This window comes from Bacillus sp. BACIII (assembly GCF_057836745.1).
Map to the genome: position 1 here is coordinate 1,584,760 of NZ_CM174437.1, position 16,535 is coordinate 1,601,294.

A 16,535-nucleotide genomic window follows, 5' to 3' on the forward strand; every position below is an offset into this window, starting at 1 on the left:
GCCTCCACCCGCCCCTTCTTTAGTGTAGAAATAACGTATCCAATCTGCGCCTTAGCAGACTTTCGGTCTCATTCATCAATTTTTCACCAATGTCATCGACATGTCTGTTTCTCCATGATTCCAAATCCGTGCCCTTTACCCAATGATTAAAAGCGCCTAAAGACGGGCCGCAATGAACTTGGAAATTCACCTTTTGTTCTTCCTGCCCTTCCAAAGCAAGCAGACATCCTCTTTGCAAATACCACTTAAATAGTAACAGCATCTTATATTTTTGATTGCACTCAGCTTTTTGGGCCAGGTTCGGCTGTTTTTCTATTATGCTTTCGTAGATTTCATCAAAAGTCTTGTTAAAATAATCATTTTCGAGCTGAATCTTTGTCTTTTCATCTATCTCACTCAAAGACTCATATTGTTGGTAGATTTGAAATAATTTATTTGCCCTGACCGGAAACAGCGTGCCCTTTTTCAGCACCTGAACCTTTGTTCCGAACTCAAACAGAGTCTCCGAAGGCGCATAAGCAGTATCACATATTCCTGTCTCACTCAGCATTTCTTTAATAAAACCGCTTGTTTCGGCTTCAACTGTACATTGATTAATAGATCCCGTCATAATAAAATCAGCGCCCATTAAAAAAGCAGACGCCGCAGACTCGGGAGTTCCGATTCCTCCCGCAGCCCCGACTCTGATCTTCCTTGCGTATTTGTGTGTTTCCATCATCTCATCCCGCAGGTTAACAAAAAACGGCAGCATCGCCGTCAATGAGCCCTGTTCAGTATTACTACCACAATCTGCTTCAATAATGATATCGTCTGCTGCCGGAATACGGCTGAGCCACTCCGCCTGCTCTTCCGTCAGCATACCGTGCTGACACATTCTCTTTACGATACTTTGAGGAGGCGGACTCAGAAATGCGGCCGCAACTTCCGGCCGTGAAACTTTGGCAATGATCCGATTATGAGGTATAACCCTGCCGCTTTTGTCTATCTTCAACTGATGCGCTTTGTAATAAATTAATGGTGCGCTGACGGAAAGATACGAAGACGCTTCTATTACTCGTACGTCATGCTTGATATATAAATCTATCAATTCCTTTTCTCTATCTTGATGATCCGGCTCAAATCGCAGATTCATTCCGTAGGGCTGACCATTTTTGAGTGTCTTCTTAATAGAAATAAGGGCCTGTTCAATTTCCCTTATAGGTAAACCCGCTGTGCCAAAGAACCCCAGCATTCCTTTCTTCCCGAGGCGGATCAGCATTTCAGCAGAAGAGATCCCTCTATGCATCGCACCTGCCAAATACGCGTATGTCAAACCGTAATCTTCTTTGAAAGATTGATCACCCAATCGGGACACCGGTGAAGCTGTACCGCTCTCTATATTTTCGGCCAAGAGGCTATGCTCTTTCCCGCTTTCCGAATTGTCCTTGTTCCCTTCAGAAAAAAAGAGACTGTCTTCCGGCGCACTGATAGTAAGCGGTTCCTCATCTCTTTGTATGGTGTGAATTAATTTAGTCAGAATGTTGCCGGGACCGATCTCTTCAAACACAGTTACGCCTTGTCCCATTAGATACCTGATGCTTTCAGTCCATTTTACCGAGTTTGTTATTTGTTCAATTAAATTCCGTTTGATATCTTCTTGTTTATAAGGTCTTGCCGTATAGTTAGAAATGACTGGGAAATTCAATTCAGAAAAATGAAACTCCTCGATAAATTCCGCAAATTCACGCTGTGCACTTTCCATGAAACGAGAATGAAAAGCTCCGCCGACTTGCAATACGATATAAGCTTTCGCCCCTTCTTTTTCAAAAAAAGGGGCTGCCCGCTTTATCTCATCTGCAGCCCCTGCTATCACAATTTGTGAAGATGTATTGTAATTGGCGATATCTATTTGGCCGAATTCATACTTTTGAAGTATTTTTTTTATGTGATGCTCATCCAGTCCGATCACAGCAGCCATTCCGCCCTCGGAAGCCTCACTCATTAACTCGCCTCTTTTAGCAACCAGCCGGAGACCTGTCTCAAAATTAAAAACGCCGGCCGCCAAAAGCGCAGTATATTCACCCAGACTATGTCCTGCAACAGCATCAGGGCGTATATGACCTTCTTTTAAACTCTTTAAATATTGCAGTGCGCTCACTGTATAAATTGCAGGTTGTGTATACTTTGTATCAGTCAGCCTCTCTTTTTCATCTGAAAGGCATAAATCCTTTATGGAGTATCCTAAAATATGATCTGCCTTTTTAATGAGCTCACTGAATTCATCGAATAAGTCTCTGCCCATTCCTTTAAACTGCGCTCCCTGTCCGGGAAAGACGTAAGCAAGCATTTGTTTTCCTCCTGTTCCGTATTTCTGCCGTTTCTTTTCGTTCCGATTTTGATTAACTTTTTCACTTCAATTTTAAAATTGTCGTTTACTCTCAGCACCCTTACTTGCATTACTAAGCAAAATAAAAAAACCTTTATGCCGGATAAAGGTTTAAAAGCAAAAAGCATGTACAAATACCATGTTACCGTAAATATAAATAGATAGAATTTTCTGATAATTAAAATCGCATTTTCATTCTGCTTTATATATATATCAATATAATAAAAACATTCCAACGTGCCGAAACAACGATTGGTTTTATGTGAATATTTCCCTAAATAAATCCTATACCATGATTTACTTGTTGTCAATGGGAAACACACGTAAATACCAATTCTTCAGCCGCCTTTTTACAGGCGGCTGAACTCGGTTGTTATCAGTTCATCAGCCCATGCCGATTTGCCTTCACTATACTATTTGCGGAATAATAGTTCTTTCTCTTTGTTGTAGTCTTTAGTATATTGATTGAACTCATCTGCTTGTTTATGCACCTTTTCGTAAACTGAGTTTACTTTGCTGATTTGCTCTTCCAGCTGCGCTAATGTGAGCTTTTTATCTTTTATCAGTTTATAAAGGTCCTGATCAAGTGAAATGGCTTTTTCGTACTTTTTGTACAAAAGATCATAAGATGCATACCTTTTCCCCATTAAAGCGACAGCATGCCCGGCTTTTTCTTTTACTTTCTTATCCTTTATTTCTTGAGAAGTTTTTTTTGCGGATTCAAACGCTTTTTTTGAATCATCAATACTGTCTTTTTCTGCTTTCAGATGTTTTTTTCGCTGATTTGCATTGCTCAGAGCCTGATCAGACAGTGTGACAATTTTCTGGTAATCATCCATATTCAACTTAACCGCGCTGTCGTATAGCTGATGCTCTTTTTTCTCCAATTTTTCTAATGTTTTCTGCTCTTTTTGAAACGGTTTTTCCGCCTGTACGGCTTTTTCCATCGAATCATGAATCGTTTCAACCGGGTCTTTCCCCCCGCAGCCTGCAAGCAGCATACTTGCGGCGGCGAGCGCTCCGATTCCCGCCAGCATCTTTTTTTGTAACATATTCACTTAAAATCCCCCAATCTTGACAATTTCCACTATAGAAGCCCGAACGCCTTTTGACAATAGCTGAGCTGTAATTGGTATTCCCGGAATTTTTGGGAAAAGACATTCATGGCGCCGCGAGAGCGTACTTGCGTAAAAAATTGAGAAAACAGGGCGGATGACCATACATCTTTTTGGCTTTTACATAGTTTATAGTAGACGCCGGCCCTGCTGAAAAGGGTCAGCGTAATTAAAAGAGGAGGTTTTTTTATGTACGGATATGGATTTGGCGGCGGATTTGGCGGCGGTTGCTGCGGCGGATACGGTTATGGCGGCGGATACGGATATGGCTGCGGAGGCGGTTACGGCCGCACATTCGCATTAATCGTCGTATTGTTTATCTTATTAATCATCGTCGGTGCCGCTTATTTAGGCTGCGGCTGCTGACCTTATACACCATGAACATCGGCCGGCCTGCTATGGCCGGCCAATTGTTTCGTTGCGCCGCGATAAGGAAGTTCGCTATAATTTACATATTAAGCTTTAGGAGTGAAGTTTCTTGATTACTATGGAAAATATTGTCCGCGACGGACATCCCGTGCTCAGAGAGATCGCTGAAGAGGTCCGGCTTCCCGCTTCTGACGAAGAAAAACAGCAACTTGCTGATATGATTGAGTTTGTGAAAAACAGCCAAAATCCTGAATTAGCCGAGAAATACAACCTTCGTCCCGGAGTCGGTCTTGCCGCTCCTCAAATAGACGTAAAAAAACGGATGATCGCCGTTCATGCTGAAGATGCGAAAGGCACTTTATACAGCTATGCCCTTTTCAATCCTAAAATCGTCAGCCACTCAGTGGAAAAAAGCTACTTGACGAGCGGAGAAGGCTGCCTGTCAGTAGACGAACCCATTCCCGGCTATGTGCCGCGCTTCGCACGCATCCGAGTAAAGGCGACGACGCTTGAAGGGGAACAGATTGACATCCGCCTCAAAGGTTTTCCGGCCATCGTGTTCCAGCATGAAATCGACCATTTGAACGGTGTGATGTTTTACGATCATATCGATCAGGAAAATCCATTAAAAGAACCTGAAAACGCCATTGCTATTGACCGTTAAAAAGAACCGGCACTTCTTGAAGTGCCGGTTTTCTTCATTTCAAAAGCCCCAGTTCTTTGACAGCCCAGATGATTCCCTCTTCATCAACCGGCTTTGTGACGAAATCAGCGGCATCCTTTAATTCCGGAACTGCATTTCCCATCGCCACCCCGGTACCGACAAAACGGATCATCTCAAGATCATTTAGTCCGTCTCCGAAGGCATAAGTGTCGCTTATGCTGTACGGAAGGCGCTCAAGCACTCTTTTAATGCCTTCCGCTTTTGAACCGCCCTTCGGAAGCACATCCGTTGACAGTTCATGCCAGCGGACATAATCAAACTCCGGAAAAGCAGCGTATGCTTTTTCTTCATGTCCGCGGCAGAATAAAAGCAGCTGATAAATATCTTTTCCTTTATAAAATGTTTCATCAACTTCGGGATAAGGCGCTTTCAGACTGCCGATTCCTTCCGAGACGTGCGGATGTCCCGGAACGGTCGTTTTCATCGTGTCTTCCGCCATGAATACGACGGGGTGCTCCCCTTCCGCCGCCTGCTTTAATAAACGCGCGACCGCATCTTCCGGCAGCGGATTTTTATAAATAACATTGCCTTCAAACACGACAAACTGGCCGTTGTATGAAATAAATGATTCAATCTCCAGCTCTTCCAGAATCGGTTTTACCATAAACGGAGACCGCCCGCTGGCGATAAAAACGTGATGGCCGGCCTCTTGAAGCGCCGCCACGGCGTTTCTTGCGCTATCGGGGATATGTTTATCATGGTCATAGATCGTGCCGTCAATATCAAAAAAGATCAGTTTTGGTTTCATGTCAATTTCTCCTTTATCCCGTTATCAGTCGTGTCTTGTTCAATATCATCATACAGAAAGTTTTTCTTCCGGCAAACAGCCTTGATGAAATTCCAATTTTACCCACGAAAACAAATCCGGTTTTGCCGCATACTACTGCTATAAAGGGCTTTAAAGGAGGTATATGATGCTGCGCCGATTACGGAAGAAACTCAGAAGACAGTGGGGCGGAATGCTCCGGAAAAAAGTCATCGCGTAGAAGGGATCTTTCGGTTTTTGAAAGTCCCTTTTTTGCTCGAGACTTTCCTTATAATCCGTTTTCGAATATAATAGAATAAGCGAGTCTAACATACGGCATTTAAGGAGAGATTTGGATGATTTATAAGGTATTTTATCAAAAGAAGGCTGACGAAGTACCTGTTCGGGAAAAAACAGATTCACTTTACATTGAGGGCGTTTCAGAACGGGACGTCAGAACGAAACTGAAAGATAAGAAATACAACATTGAATTTGTTCAGCCTGTGGACGGTGCTTTTTTAGAATATGAGAAGCAGAGCGAAAATTTTAAAGTATTGGAGTTATGAGCGGAATGAAATTTGTAAAAAATGACCAGACTGCCGTTTTTGCCCTCGGCGGATTGGGCGAGATCGGGAAAAATACGTACGGGGTGCAGTTTCAGGATGAAATTGTACTGATTGATGCGGGAATTAAGTTTCCTGAAGATGAACTTCTCGGCATTGATTACGTAATCCCCGATTACACGTATTTAGTAAAAAACGAAGACAAAATTAAAGGTCTGTTTATCACCCACGGTCACGAAGACCATATCGGCGGTATTCCGTACCTGCTCAGACAAGTAAATATTCCCGTTTACGGCGGTAAACTCGCGATCGGCTTACTTCGGAATAAACTTGAAGAGCACGGGCTGTTAAGACAGACAAAATTAAACATCATCGGTGAAGACGACATCGTTAAGTTCCGGAAGACGTCTGTATCCTTCTTCAGAACGACACACAGCATTCCGGATTCATACGGAATCGTCGTCAAAACACCGCCGGGCAATATCGTACATACCGGGGACTTTAAGTTCGATTTCACACCGGTAGGCGAGCCGGCAAACTTGACAAAGATGGCCGAAATCGGGAAAGAAGGTGTTTTGTGCCTGCTTTCTGACAGCACGAACAGTGAGGTGCCCGATTTCACCATGTCAGAACGCCGTGTAGGCGAAAGCATTCACGATATTTTCCGAAAAGTGGACGGCAGAATTATATTTGCGACATTCGCTTCGAACATACACCGTCTTCAGCAAGTGATTGAAGCTGCCGTTTTAAACGGCAGAAAAGTTGCCGTATTCGGACGCAGTATGGAATCGGCTATTGAGATTGGACAGACTCTCGGTTACATCAGCTGCCCTAAAAATACGTTTATTGAGCATAACGAAATCAATCGTATACCCGCCAATAAAGTAACGATTTTATGTACGGGCAGCCAAGGTGAACCGATGGCGGCGCTATCACGCATCGCTAACGGCACGCACCGTCAGATATCCATTAATCCCGGAGATACGGTTGTCTTTTCTTCTTCTCCGATTCCCGGAAACACAATCAGCGTAAGCCGCACCATCAACCAGTTGTACCGTGCGGGCGCAGAAGTCATTCACGGTTCGCTGAATGACATCCATACATCCGGACACGGCGGACAGGAAGAACAAAAATTAATGCTCCGTCTGATTAAACCGAAGTTCTTCATGCCGATTCACGGGGAATACAGAATGCAGAAAATGCACGTCAAACTCGCGACTGATTGCGGCATTCCTGAAGAAAACTGCTTTATCATGGACAATGGCGAAGTGCTGGCGCTCAAAGGCGAAGAAGCCGCTGTGGCAGGCAAAATCCCGTCCGGTTCCGTGTACATTGACGGAAGCGGAATCGGTGACATCGGCAATATCGTGCTCCGCGACCGCCGCATTCTTTCAGAAGAAGGCCTTGTTATCGTTGTTGTCAGCATCAACATGGACGACTTTAAAGTATCGGCAGGACCTGATTTAATTTCAAGAGGTTTTGTATACATGAGAGAATCCGGTGATTTAATCAACGACGCACAGCAGCTCATTTCGAACCATCTTGAGAAAGTAATGGATCGGAAAACAACGCAGTGGTCCGAAATTAAAAACGAAATTACCGACACGCTCGCTCCGTTCCTATATGAAAAAACAAAACGCCGTCCGATGATCCTTCCGATCATTATGGAGGTCTAAAAAAAAACTGCACTCGTGATGAGTGCAGTTTTTTTATTGCAGCGGAATATGCTGAAAGGCTTTGACATCAAACAGACCGGCTGCCGTCATTTTAATATCCGGAATCACCGGAAGCGCTAAAAACGATAATGTAAGAAACGGATTGAAATTACCGGTGAATCCGAGCAAAGGAAGCTTTTCATGAAGCACGCCCAGGCTGTCATTCACCCATTCCGCAGACTTATCAGACAAAAGCCCGGCGATCGGAAGCGGGACAGAGTGAAGCAATTCTCCGTTTTTCACGGCTGTCAGCCCTCCTCCGGTGTCACGCAGTCTGTTGATTGCTTTTGCCAAATCGGCATCGTTTGTACCGACAGCGATGATGTTATGGGAATCGTGAGAAATGGTTGTGGCAATGGCGCCTTCTTTTAACCCGAACCCTTGTACAATCCCGAGACCTATCATTTTTTCTCCGCTGTGGCGTTCAACGACGGCGATTTTTAATAAATCATTTTCTGTATCAGGGCAAAATGTGCCGGCAGACGGTGCAGGGACTTCTCTTTTCCTCGTCTCTAAATGATTTGGTATAATTTCGATTACATTCATCAGCCTGCCCTCTTGAATCGGCATGCGAAAATCTGATTCAGTCAGCGGCGCTTTCAGCCGTACTGTATCTAACAGCGCCTGATCCTGAGAATAAGAGCCGGCGGACTGCTCATAAACCGGGCAGCCGTTCTCGGCAACGGTCCGGCCGGCGACCAAGGTCTTTGTGACGGCAGCCTCCCGTAAATCTGAAATAAACAAGAGATCCGCGTCAAAACCCGGTGCCACCGCGCCTTTTGTTTCAAGGCCGTAGCACTCGGCCGCATTTAAGCTGGCGAGCTGATACGCAAGGAATGGATCAAGTCCCGCTTTTATTGCCATTTTGACTTGGTGGTTCACACTTCCTTCTGAAAGCAGATCGTCTACATGTTTATCATCCGTACAAAAGAAGAAGCGGCGCGCATTTTTTTCGTTCACCGCCGGCAGCACATTAAGCGTATTTTTGGCCACCGATCCTTCGCGCAGCATGACATACATTCCCCGCCGGATTCTGTCCAGCGCCTCTTCTTTTGTCGTCACTTCATGATCATTTGACACTAACGCGGTTCTGTATATATTGATGATATCTGAAGACAGGCCGGCTAAATGTCCGTCAATCCGTTTTCCGTGAAGCTTGGCGTCAAGCAGTTTCTGAAGCATATCCTCTTCACCTTCGGCAACAGACACGTAGTCCATTACTTCCGCCAGTCCAAGCACCTCTTTTTCCTGATAAAAAGGCTTTAAATCTTTGGCTTTTAATACGGCTCCCGAGCGTTCAAAGCTTGCGGCCGGAACACAGGAAGGAAGCATGAAACGGATGTTCAGCGGCGCTTTTTTCGCCTGCTCTATCATAAATGAAATGCCTTTTGCCCCGGAAACGTTCGCGATTTCGTGAGGATCAGTAATGACAGTCGTCACTCCGTGAGGGAGGACTGCTTTTGCAAATTCAATCGGAGTAACCATAGAGGACTCGATATGAACATGTCCGTCAATAAAGCCCGGAACGATCATTTGGCCTTCTGCATCAATGACTTCTTCCCCTTCATACTCGCCCAACCCGACGATCACTCCGTCCGTAATGGCGATATCTGCAGAAATCCATTCCTGGTTAAATACATCCATGATTTTTCCGTTTTTAATGACGGTATCGGCTTTTTGTCGGCCGGCCGATGCATTCAGCCGTTCAGCCAGTGTTTCTTTGTTCAAAATGAGGCCTCCTCTTTTTCTTTATATGGTACAATATGCTATCGGATCGCCTGATCATAGTCAATAAAAACTGCAGAATATACCGCTTACACGATAAATGTCTTTCTATTCTGACATATAAAAAAGGCCGTCCTTTTACGGACGGCTTTTCACTTTGTATGAAGCACTCTTTTTTCAAATCGGGAAATGTCCGTAAGAGAGCCGATAACGATGAGAATATCTTCTTTTTGGATCATTTCAGTCGCCAGCGGAGATACGATTACTTCTTTTTCTCTCTTGATGGCCACGATGTTAATGCCGTACTTCGCGCGTATGTCCAGATCAAGCAGTGTGTTGCCCGCAAGCCTGCTGTTGGCTACGATCTCCACGATGCTGTGTTCGTCAGACAGCTCTAAATAATCAAGCACATTATTTGATACGATGTTGTGGGCAATGCGTTTTGCCATGTCACGTTCAGGGTGGACGATGTGGTCGGCCCCGATTTTCGCAAGCACTTTTTCATGATAGTCGTTCTGCGCTTTGACCGTGATCGTGTTCACGCCGAGTTCCTTTAAGATCAGCGTCGTTAAAATGCTCGCCTGTATATTTTCGCCGATTGCCACAATAACGTGGTCAAAATTGCGCAGCCCCAGATTTTTCAGCACCGATTCATCGGTTGAATCGCCGATGACGGCGTGTGATGCGATTTTGGCATATTCATTTACTTTATCTTCATCAATATCCATTGCCATGACTTCAAGGCCTTCTTCACTTAATGCTTTGCAAATACTCCCGCCGAAGCGTCCGAGACCGATAACGGCAAACTCTTTTCTCATAACAGTACTCCTTTAAACAATATCTCTAATAGGAATAGTATCACATTTTCGGCAATGAGTTCATATGGCGTTTGAGCTTTTCTGAAAAGGCGGGCGATAAATACAGGTCTGCTCCGCGTTCGATTTCTTCCTGATAGTGACCCGGAGGCGCAATTTCCTCAGCTTTATCAAGCACAAGAAACGTCAGGCAGCCCCTGTATATACGGCCGCCGGCATTCACTTCTATGAACGCGGGACGATATGTATGGCTATCAACACCTTCCCTTTTATACAGATAGGTTGCCGCTTCAAACGGGAGCTTGTACAGCACGCCTTCAGTACGGCCGCCGTCTTCAACAAGATCGGCTCTGGAACCGTCAGGACGCCTTAACGTGAATCTCGTCGAATACCCTTTAACAACCGCCCCTCCGACCGGCTCGGCGAAAAAGTGATCGACCCCCGCCTGTTTAAAACGGGCATTATCCATACATGAACCGTAAGCGAAATAATAAACCGGGCTGTCATCCTCCCGTTTCATAAAACGATATTCTTTCCAGTCTCCGCTTTTGATCCGGCTGAATGAAGCACACTGCTCGGGCTTTACGACATATGCGAAGGCCGTTTTATTCCCGAGATCCGTCGTCACAGCGACTTCCTCCCGGTCAAAATCGGCATAATGCGCATCCAGCTTACGGATCATCTGATGATCTGTTTCATACAATTCTCCGTATACAAAAGCTGTTTCTGCTAAAGACGCCGCGGGCTGGCCTTTTTCTGTTTTATACAGCACGCCGTTTATCGCGGCCTGCTCGCACACACACGGAGCGCCTTTCAGCAGCTCATGATTTTCTTCACGCTTCCGTAACAAACCGTATACAAAAAGAAGCAAGTTATTTTTCCTCCTTTTGGACAGCATCCGCTTCTAACGGCAGAAATACCTGAAACGTACTGCCTTCTCCATTTTTGCTCTTAATGTTAAGTTTACCATTATGCTCCTTGAGAATTCGTAAACAAATCGGAAGGCCGAGGCCTGTCCCCTGATCTTTTGTCGAGAAAAACGGTTTCCCGATGTTTTTAAGCTTTTCTTTTGACATGCCGTTTCCTTCATCCTGTATGCTGATCACCGCGTATTCTTCATCCCGTTTTGTGTAAATATGAATATTCCCGCCGTCAGGCATCGCCTCAATCGCATTTTTAATAATATTGATAAATACCTGTTTCAGCTGGTTTTCGTCACCGTTGACCATACAGGACTCAGTCTGCCTGAAATCCTTCTCAATCACAGTGTTTGACAGCACTGCGTTTGTGTCAAGAAGCGTCGCCACCTGCCTTAAAATATGGTTGAGATGATGGGCGGTAAACGTCACGGTCTGCGGCTTGGCGAGCAGTAGCAGCTCTCCCAGCACAAGATCTATCCTTTTAATTTCCGAAAAAATAATATCGAAATAATCCGTTCGTTCCGGATACTGAGCTTTCATCAGCTGAAGAAAGCCGCTGACTGATGTTAAAGGATTTCTTACTTCATGGGCGATTCCTGCCGCAAGTTCACCGGCGATAGCCAGCTTTTGAGATTGCATGGCAAGCCGTTCATTCGTTTCCAGAAGCTCATCAACCGCTTTTTTCCGTTCACTGATATCAGACATCGTCCCCAGGCTTCCGACAAATTTCTGTCTGCGGTCATAATACAGCTTATAATGAACTTCTCCCCAAAAGATAGTGCCGTCTTTTTTAATATATTTAGCCGTGAACATTCCTGACGGGGACAGCTGCTTAATTTGGGAGATAATATAATCAATGATATGCTTCTCTTTTATAAAATAATCATTATACATCGTGCCCATACATTCGCTGATGGAATAGCCCGTAATCGCCGTCCAAGCTTGATTCAAATATGTAATATTCCCTTGTGAATCCGTCTGAAAAACAATTTCCTGCAGATTGTCCATGATCCGGTTTTTCTCATCTGAAAGCGCCTTTGCTTTCTGCTCGCTGTCCTTCAGCTCCGCCAGCAGCTGCTTTTTATGATCTACATAATAAGCCAGCAGCCAGACGCTGATTAACGTGACGGCGGTAAAGGTGATATCAACAGGCCAGTTAATCGGATTCCGCTCAATTATGTAAAATAAATAATCCCAAAACATAATAAAAATCATTGCCAAGATTAATGAAATGATACGCGCTTGATATTTTCCCATAGTCCCACCTGCCGCTAGCATTTCTACATATATTGTAACATTGTTGACCGCATTATTGACTAAAAAATGATAACTATTCCCAATTATTTGAGCAGGTTTGCTTGATTTTACCGTGAGTTTTTGCACAAGTTCATAATAAAAGGACGGAATGACGCTCCGCCCTTTTTATCATTATGATTTATCTTTTAACGCTTCCTCGATTTCCTCAAGCAGCATTTTCGCTCCTTCAGGGCTTAAGATGATTTTACCGTTGCCGTATTCCTGATTGTCGGGGGTAATTTCTCCGGTCATTAAGCAAATGCCGTGCGGTTTGTATTTTTTCAAGACAATTTTGTCTCCGTCAACAAAAAATTCAATACTATCTTTAATAGCGATATCCAATGCTCTTCTCAATTCAATCGGCATGACAATACGCCCTAGTTCGTCTACTTTTCTTACTACACCAATTGATTTCATAGAAATCCCCTACTTCCTTTAATGTCTCTTATATATGTCCAAGGAAAATCCTTCATAAACGTAGACGAAAGTAACGGAGCAAAAGTTTCTCCGCATCCGGTAATGAATGTTTTTTTACAGAAGAAAGCCTTTTTGAAATACGGGATACAGACTTTCCCTCCTTTTTTACAAAAACATTTCATTCCCGGCGGAAACCCCCAAAAATCGTGGTTTTTCTCAGAAACTTTAAATGTAGAATCAATTAAATCAGGATAGGGATTGGGTGAAAATATGTTTCAATCAACTGAGATCGGAATCGACTTAGGAACCGCTAATATACTTGTTTACAGTAAAAATAAAGGAATTATTTTAAACGAGCCTTCCGTTGTCGCTGTAGATACAACAACGAAAGCGGTGCTTGCCATCGGAACGGATGCCAAAAACATGATCGGAAAGACGCCGGGGAAAATCGTCGCCGTACGGCCGATGAAAGACGGTGTCATTGCTGATTATGATATGACAACTGACTTATTAAAACACATTATGAAAAAAGCCGGAAAAAAAATCGGGATGACCTTCCGCAAACCGAATGTCGTCGTCTGCACGCCTTCAGGATCAACAGCCGTTGAACGCCGCGCCATCAGTGACGCTGTCAAAAACTGCGGAGCAAAAAACGTTCACTTAATTGAAGAACCCGTAGCAGCTGCAATCGGAGCCGACCTGCCGGTTGACGAGCCGGTCGCAAACGTCGTCGTGGATATCGGAGGCGGTACGACTGAAGTCGCCATCATCTCATTCGGAGGCGTCGTGTCCTGCCACTCTATCAGAATCGGCGGCGACCAGCTTGATGAAGATATCGCTTCGTTCGTCAGAAAAAAATACAACCTGCTGATCGGAGAACGTACGGCAGAACAAGTGAAAATGGAAATCGGTTTTGCATTGATTGAACATGTGCCGGAAACGATGGAAATCCGCGGCCGTGACCTCGTAACCGGTCTGCCGAAGACGATCAGACTGCAGTCTAATGAAATTCAGCACGCGATGCGTGAATCGCTCCTACATATTCTTGAAGCCATCAGAGCGACTCTTGAAGATTGTCCGCCGGAACTAAGCGGGGACATCGTTGACCGCGGCGTCGTGTTAACCGGCGGGGGTTCGCTTTTAAACGGGATGAAAGAATGGCTGACAGAAGAAATCGTCGTTCCCGTTCATTTGGCCGCAAATCCGCTTGAATCAGTGGCTATCGGCACGGGGCGTTCGTTAGACGTCATCGACAAGCTGCAAAAAGCGATTAAATAATAAGATTGTGCTTCTTTTTTCTCCGGCCGGCTCATATTGTGAGAACTGGAGAAACATTAAGGAGGAAGCATATGCTTAGAGATGTGGGAAGACGCATAGCGGTAGCTGTCATTTTAAGCGGAATTATCTTGGGGGGTATGAGCATTTCGCTGGCCAATATGCCCCATTCTCCGGCCGGCAGCACCGTAAAACTGAATCATCCGTAAAGACGCAGCAAAGGCTGTGTCTTTTTCATTTGCGCTCCTTTCTTTTCTTTATGAGGCGATATTTGATATGATGAGAAAAACCGATGAGGAGGAATGAACGATGAGTTCGTTTACTGAAAAGTTAAATACATATGCTCGGCTGGCGGTAGAAGTCGGCGTCAATGTCCAAAAAGGACAGCATGTCGTCATCAATGCCTCAACCGATGTCCGGGAACTTGTCAGACTGCTGGCCAAACATTCGTATGAAAAAGGCGCAAAAAACGTCACCGTAAATTGGCAGGACGATGAATTGTCCAGATTAAAATACGAAATGGCTCCGTTTGAAGCGTTTGAAGAATATCCTGAATGGGAAGCGAAAGGCAAAGAAGAGCTCGCGAAAAAAGGAGCTGCGTTTATTTCTGTCGTCTCATCCGACCCCGACCTGTTAAAAGGCACTGACGGGAAACGGATTGCAGCGTTCCAAAAAGCCGCCGGAAAAGCATTGCATACATACAGACAATATATTCAATCAGATAAGGTCAGCTGGACGGTGATCGGAGCCGCTTCAACAGGCTGGGCGAAAAAAGTGTTCCCGGATCGGCCGGAAGAAACAGCCGTTCAGCTTTTATGGGAAGAAATTTTCAAAACGACCCGCGTAAATGAAGAAAACCCAGTGGAAGCATGGAAAAAACATGACCAAAACCTTCATGAGAAAGTGGAACACCTGAATAAAAAACATTACAGCGCCCTGCACTATCAAGCTGAAGGAACAGACTTAACCATTGAATTGCCGAAAAAACATGTATGGGCGGGTGCGGGAAGCGTGAATGAGAACGGGAACGAATTCATGGCCAACATGCCGACAGAAGAGGTTTTCACTCTTCCGCAGCGTGATGGGGTGAACGGCACGGTTTCCAGCACGAAACCGCTGAGCTACGGCGGCAACATTATTGATAACTTTACACTTACCTTTGAAAACGGCCGCATTGTTGATGTGAAAGCTGAAAAAGGCGAGGAGATTTTAAAAGGCATCGTCGAAACCGATGAAGGCTCGCATTATCTCGGAGAAGTGGCCTTAGTGCCGTACGATTCACCGATTTCAACATCGAATATTTTATTTTACAACACACTGTACGATGAAAACGCATCAAACCACTTGGCGATCGGCAGCGCGTATGCCTTTAATATCGAAGGCGGCAAGCAAATGACACGGGAAGAGCTTGTCAAAGAGGGCTTAAATGAAAGCATTACGCACGTAGATTTCATGGTCGGCTCCAAAGATATGAATATCGACGGGATTACCGCTGACGGCAAAAGAGAACCGATCTTCAGAAACGGAAACTGGGCATTTTAATAAAAAAGGAGGCGCTTCGGCCTCCTTTTTTATTTTGCTTCATACATTTGCAGGTTGGCAAAGACAGTTTCCAAAACAGGGGTATCAACTGACAAGCCTTTCGCTTTCTCAAGCAGAAAACCGTGTAAATGATCACCTTCTGTCACCCGGCCCTTTTCCATGTCTCTCAGCATCGACGATTTCATGTGATAAGACATGCTTGTCAACGTACGATAACTCTCTTCTTCAAGGTCAGCGTCCTTCGGAATGCCCGCAGCCTTGAAAATGGCTCCGATTTCTGCAAAAAGACGCTTTGCCGTATTGCGGCCGCCTTCTGTATCTAAAATCGGTCCGACCGGCTGTTGAAACAAAGTGGTCACTCCCGCCTGCGCGGTAATGAACATGTACTTTTTCCAAATATCCTTTTCAATATCCCGGCTGATGATGACATCCGCTTTCACACCCGCAAACGCTTTTTCCAGCTCATTTATACGTTCTGTGCGTTCCCCGCTCCATTCACCGAACACAAAGCGGTGGGCAGCGCTCGTATGAAGAATGTCCCCTTTTTCGTTAAGAGCGCTCTCAATAAAGCAGAGGCCTCCTAACACCTGCCGTTTTGAAAAAGCTTCGAACAGCTCGTTATAGTGCCTGTACCCGTTTAAAAAAGGAATAATGACCGACGAAGGTTTGACAAACGGTTTGACATCTCGAATAACATCCTGTAAAGAATACGCTTTTGATGCGATGATAACGGCGTCAAACTCTCCTTCTTCGCCCGCCATGATTATTTTCGGCTTGATTGAAACATCACCATTTGCACTTTTGACGGTCAATCCCGTCTCTTTTAATTGTTCCGCCCGCTTCTGACGGACGAGAAACGTAACGTCATTTCCCTTCTCTGCAAGACGTGCGCCGATATATCCGCCCACTCCCCCTGCTCCGACAACTAAAAACTTCATGATGCATTCCT

At 44.9% G+C, this 16,535-nt stretch carries 16 protein-coding genes; 7 read left to right on the top strand and 9 right to left on the bottom strand.

Going from position 1 to position 16,535, the window contains the following annotated elements:
• Positions 1-19 precede the first annotated feature (19 nt).
• Positions 20-2,326: an ACP S-malonyltransferase gene (gene fabD, locus ACXN9U_RS07340; RefSeq protein WP_489202376.1), complete on the bottom strand. Its 2,307-nt coding sequence runs from the start codon at positions 2,324-2,326 to the stop codon at positions 20-22.
• A gap of 452 nt (positions 2,327-2,778) precedes the next feature.
• Positions 2,779-3,417 (bottom strand): YkyA family protein, encoded by a 639-nt coding sequence (locus tag ACXN9U_RS07345; protein ID WP_060965044.1) that lies wholly within the window; start codon positions 3,415-3,417, stop codon positions 2,779-2,781.
• Between the two features lie 252 nt (positions 3,418-3,669).
• On the opposite strand from ACXN9U_RS07345, the gene ACXN9U_RS07350 reads away from it, so the two are divergent.
• Both ACXN9U_RS07350 and def read left to right on the top strand, forming a co-directional pair.
• Complete coding sequence (locus tag ACXN9U_RS07350) at positions 3,670-3,846, top strand: YjcZ family sporulation protein (RefSeq protein WP_060962889.1); 177 nt, start codon at positions 3,670-3,672, stop codon at positions 3,844-3,846.
• Positions 3,847-3,958: 112 nt separating this feature from the next.
• Positions 3,959-4,513, top strand: a complete 555-nt coding sequence (gene def, locus ACXN9U_RS07355; RefSeq protein ID WP_489202377.1) for a peptide deformylase — start codon at positions 3,959-3,961, stop codon at positions 4,511-4,513.
• Between the two features lie 34 nt (positions 4,514-4,547).
• Here the strand turns inward: def and ACXN9U_RS07360 are convergent, their stop codons facing one another.
• Entirely contained in the window at positions 4,548-5,321 is a 774-nt protein-coding gene (locus ACXN9U_RS07360) for a Cof-type HAD-IIB family hydrolase (RefSeq protein ID WP_060962891.1), read from the bottom strand.
• A 353-nt stretch (positions 5,322-5,674) separates the two neighbouring features.
• Between ACXN9U_RS07360 and ACXN9U_RS07365 the strand changes: the two genes are divergently transcribed.
• Positions 5,675-5,884: a DNA-dependent RNA polymerase subunit epsilon gene (locus ACXN9U_RS07365; protein ID WP_060962892.1), complete on the top strand. Its 210-nt coding sequence runs from the start codon at positions 5,675-5,677 to the stop codon at positions 5,882-5,884.
• A 5-nt stretch (positions 5,885-5,889) separates the two neighbouring features.
• A complete protein-coding gene (rnjA, locus tag ACXN9U_RS07370; RefSeq protein ID WP_029575210.1) occupies positions 5,890-7,557 on the top strand; it encodes a ribonuclease J1 in 1,668 nt (555 codons plus the stop codon).
• A 33-nt stretch (positions 7,558-7,590) separates the two neighbouring features.
• Here rnjA and ade read toward each other — a convergent pair whose 3' ends face one another.
• The 5 genes from ade to abhA form a co-directional block, all read right to left on the bottom strand.
• A complete protein-coding gene (gene ade, locus ACXN9U_RS07375; protein WP_060962893.1) occupies positions 7,591-9,324 on the bottom strand; it encodes an adenine deaminase in 1,734 nt (577 codons plus the stop codon).
• A gap of 149 nt (positions 9,325-9,473) precedes the next feature.
• Complete coding sequence (gene ktrC, locus ACXN9U_RS07380; protein WP_003154554.1) at positions 9,474-10,139, bottom strand: Ktr system potassium transporter KtrC; 666 nt, start codon at positions 10,137-10,139, stop codon at positions 9,474-9,476.
• Positions 10,140-10,179: 40 nt separating this feature from the next.
• A complete protein-coding gene (locus tag ACXN9U_RS07385) occupies positions 10,180-11,007 on the bottom strand; it encodes a gamma-glutamylcyclotransferase family protein (protein WP_082761601.1) in 828 nt (275 codons plus the stop codon).
• Position 11,008: 1 nt separating this feature from the next.
• Entirely contained in the window at positions 11,009-12,313 is a 1,305-nt protein-coding gene (locus tag ACXN9U_RS07390) for an ATP-binding protein (RefSeq protein WP_060962895.1), read from the bottom strand.
• Between the two features lie 171 nt (positions 12,314-12,484).
• The gene (gene abhA, locus ACXN9U_RS07395) at positions 12,485-12,769 is read right to left on the bottom strand and encodes a transcriptional regulator AbhA (protein ID WP_013352109.1); all 285 of its coding nucleotides are present in this window, start codon (positions 12,767-12,769) and stop codon (positions 12,485-12,487) included.
• Between the two features lie 270 nt (positions 12,770-13,039).
• Here abhA and mreBH point away from each other — a divergent pair, with 270 nt between their 5' ends.
• The 3 genes from mreBH to ACXN9U_RS07410 all read left to right on the top strand — a co-directional run bounded on the left by mreBH (position 13,040) and on the right by ACXN9U_RS07410 (position 15,586).
• Positions 13,040-14,047, top strand: a complete 1,008-nt coding sequence (gene mreBH / locus ACXN9U_RS07400) for a cell shape-determining protein MreBH (RefSeq protein WP_029575211.1) — start codon at positions 13,040-13,042, stop codon at positions 14,045-14,047.
• 71 nt (positions 14,048-14,118) lie between these two features.
• Positions 14,119-14,253 carry a protein YkpC gene (locus ACXN9U_RS07405; RefSeq protein ID WP_101605501.1) on the top strand — a complete coding sequence of 45 codons (135 nt, stop codon included), beginning with the start codon at positions 14,119-14,121 and terminating at the stop codon, positions 14,251-14,253.
• Between the two features lie 100 nt (positions 14,254-14,353).
• Positions 14,354-15,586 (top strand): aminopeptidase, encoded by a 1,233-nt coding sequence (locus ACXN9U_RS07410; RefSeq protein WP_060962896.1) that lies wholly within the window; start codon positions 14,354-14,356, stop codon positions 15,584-15,586.
• 29 nt (positions 15,587-15,615) lie between these two features.
• On the opposite strand, the gene ACXN9U_RS07415 is transcribed toward ACXN9U_RS07410, so the two are convergent.
• A complete protein-coding gene (locus ACXN9U_RS07415; protein WP_489202378.1) occupies positions 15,616-16,524 on the bottom strand; it encodes a ketopantoate reductase family protein in 909 nt (302 codons plus the stop codon).
• Positions 16,525-16,535 lie beyond the last annotated feature (11 nt).

What these genes read in the sequence shown, in the direction of transcription:
- ACXN9U_RS07360 (WP_060962891.1), bottom strand. Translation starts at nt 5,321, where the DNA reads ATGAAACCAAAACTGATCTTTTTTGATATTGACGGCACGATCTATGAC.
- ktrC (WP_003154554.1), bottom strand. Translation starts at nt 10,139, where the DNA reads ATGAGAAAAGAGTTTGCCGTTATCGGTCTCGGACGCTTCGGCGGGAGT.
- ACXN9U_RS07345 (WP_060965044.1), bottom strand. Translation starts at nt 3,417, where the DNA reads ATGTTACAAAAAAAGATGCTGGCGGGAATCGGAGCGCTCGCCGCCGCA.
- fabD (WP_489202376.1), bottom strand. Translation starts at nt 2,326, where the DNA reads ATGCTTGCTTACGTCTTTCCCGGACAGGGAGCGCAGTTTAAAGGAATG.
- ACXN9U_RS07410 (WP_060962896.1), top strand. Translation starts at nt 14,354, where the DNA reads ATGAGTTCGTTTACTGAAAAGTTAAATACATATGCTCGGCTGGCGGTA.
- ACXN9U_RS07390 (WP_060962895.1), bottom strand. Translation starts at nt 12,313, where the DNA reads ATGGGAAAATATCAAGCGCGTATCATTTCATTAATCTTGGCAATGATT.
- ACXN9U_RS07415 (WP_489202378.1), bottom strand. Translation starts at nt 16,524, where the DNA reads ATGAAGTTTTTAGTTGTCGGAGCAGGGGGAGTGGGCGGATATATCGGC.
- mreBH (WP_029575211.1), top strand. Translation starts at nt 13,040, where the DNA reads ATGTTTCAATCAACTGAGATCGGAATCGACTTAGGAACCGCTAATATA.
- ACXN9U_RS07365 (WP_060962892.1), top strand. Translation starts at nt 5,675, where the DNA reads ATGATTTATAAGGTATTTTATCAAAAGAAGGCTGACGAAGTACCTGTT.
- ACXN9U_RS07350 (WP_060962889.1), top strand. Translation starts at nt 3,670, where the DNA reads ATGTACGGATATGGATTTGGCGGCGGATTTGGCGGCGGTTGCTGCGGC.
- rnjA (WP_029575210.1), top strand. Translation starts at nt 5,890, where the DNA reads ATGAAATTTGTAAAAAATGACCAGACTGCCGTTTTTGCCCTCGGCGGA.
- abhA (WP_013352109.1), bottom strand. Translation starts at nt 12,769, where the DNA reads ATGAAATCAATTGGTGTAGTAAGAAAAGTAGACGAACTAGGGCGTATT.
- ACXN9U_RS07405 (WP_101605501.1), top strand. Translation starts at nt 14,119, where the DNA reads ATGCTTAGAGATGTGGGAAGACGCATAGCGGTAGCTGTCATTTTAAGC.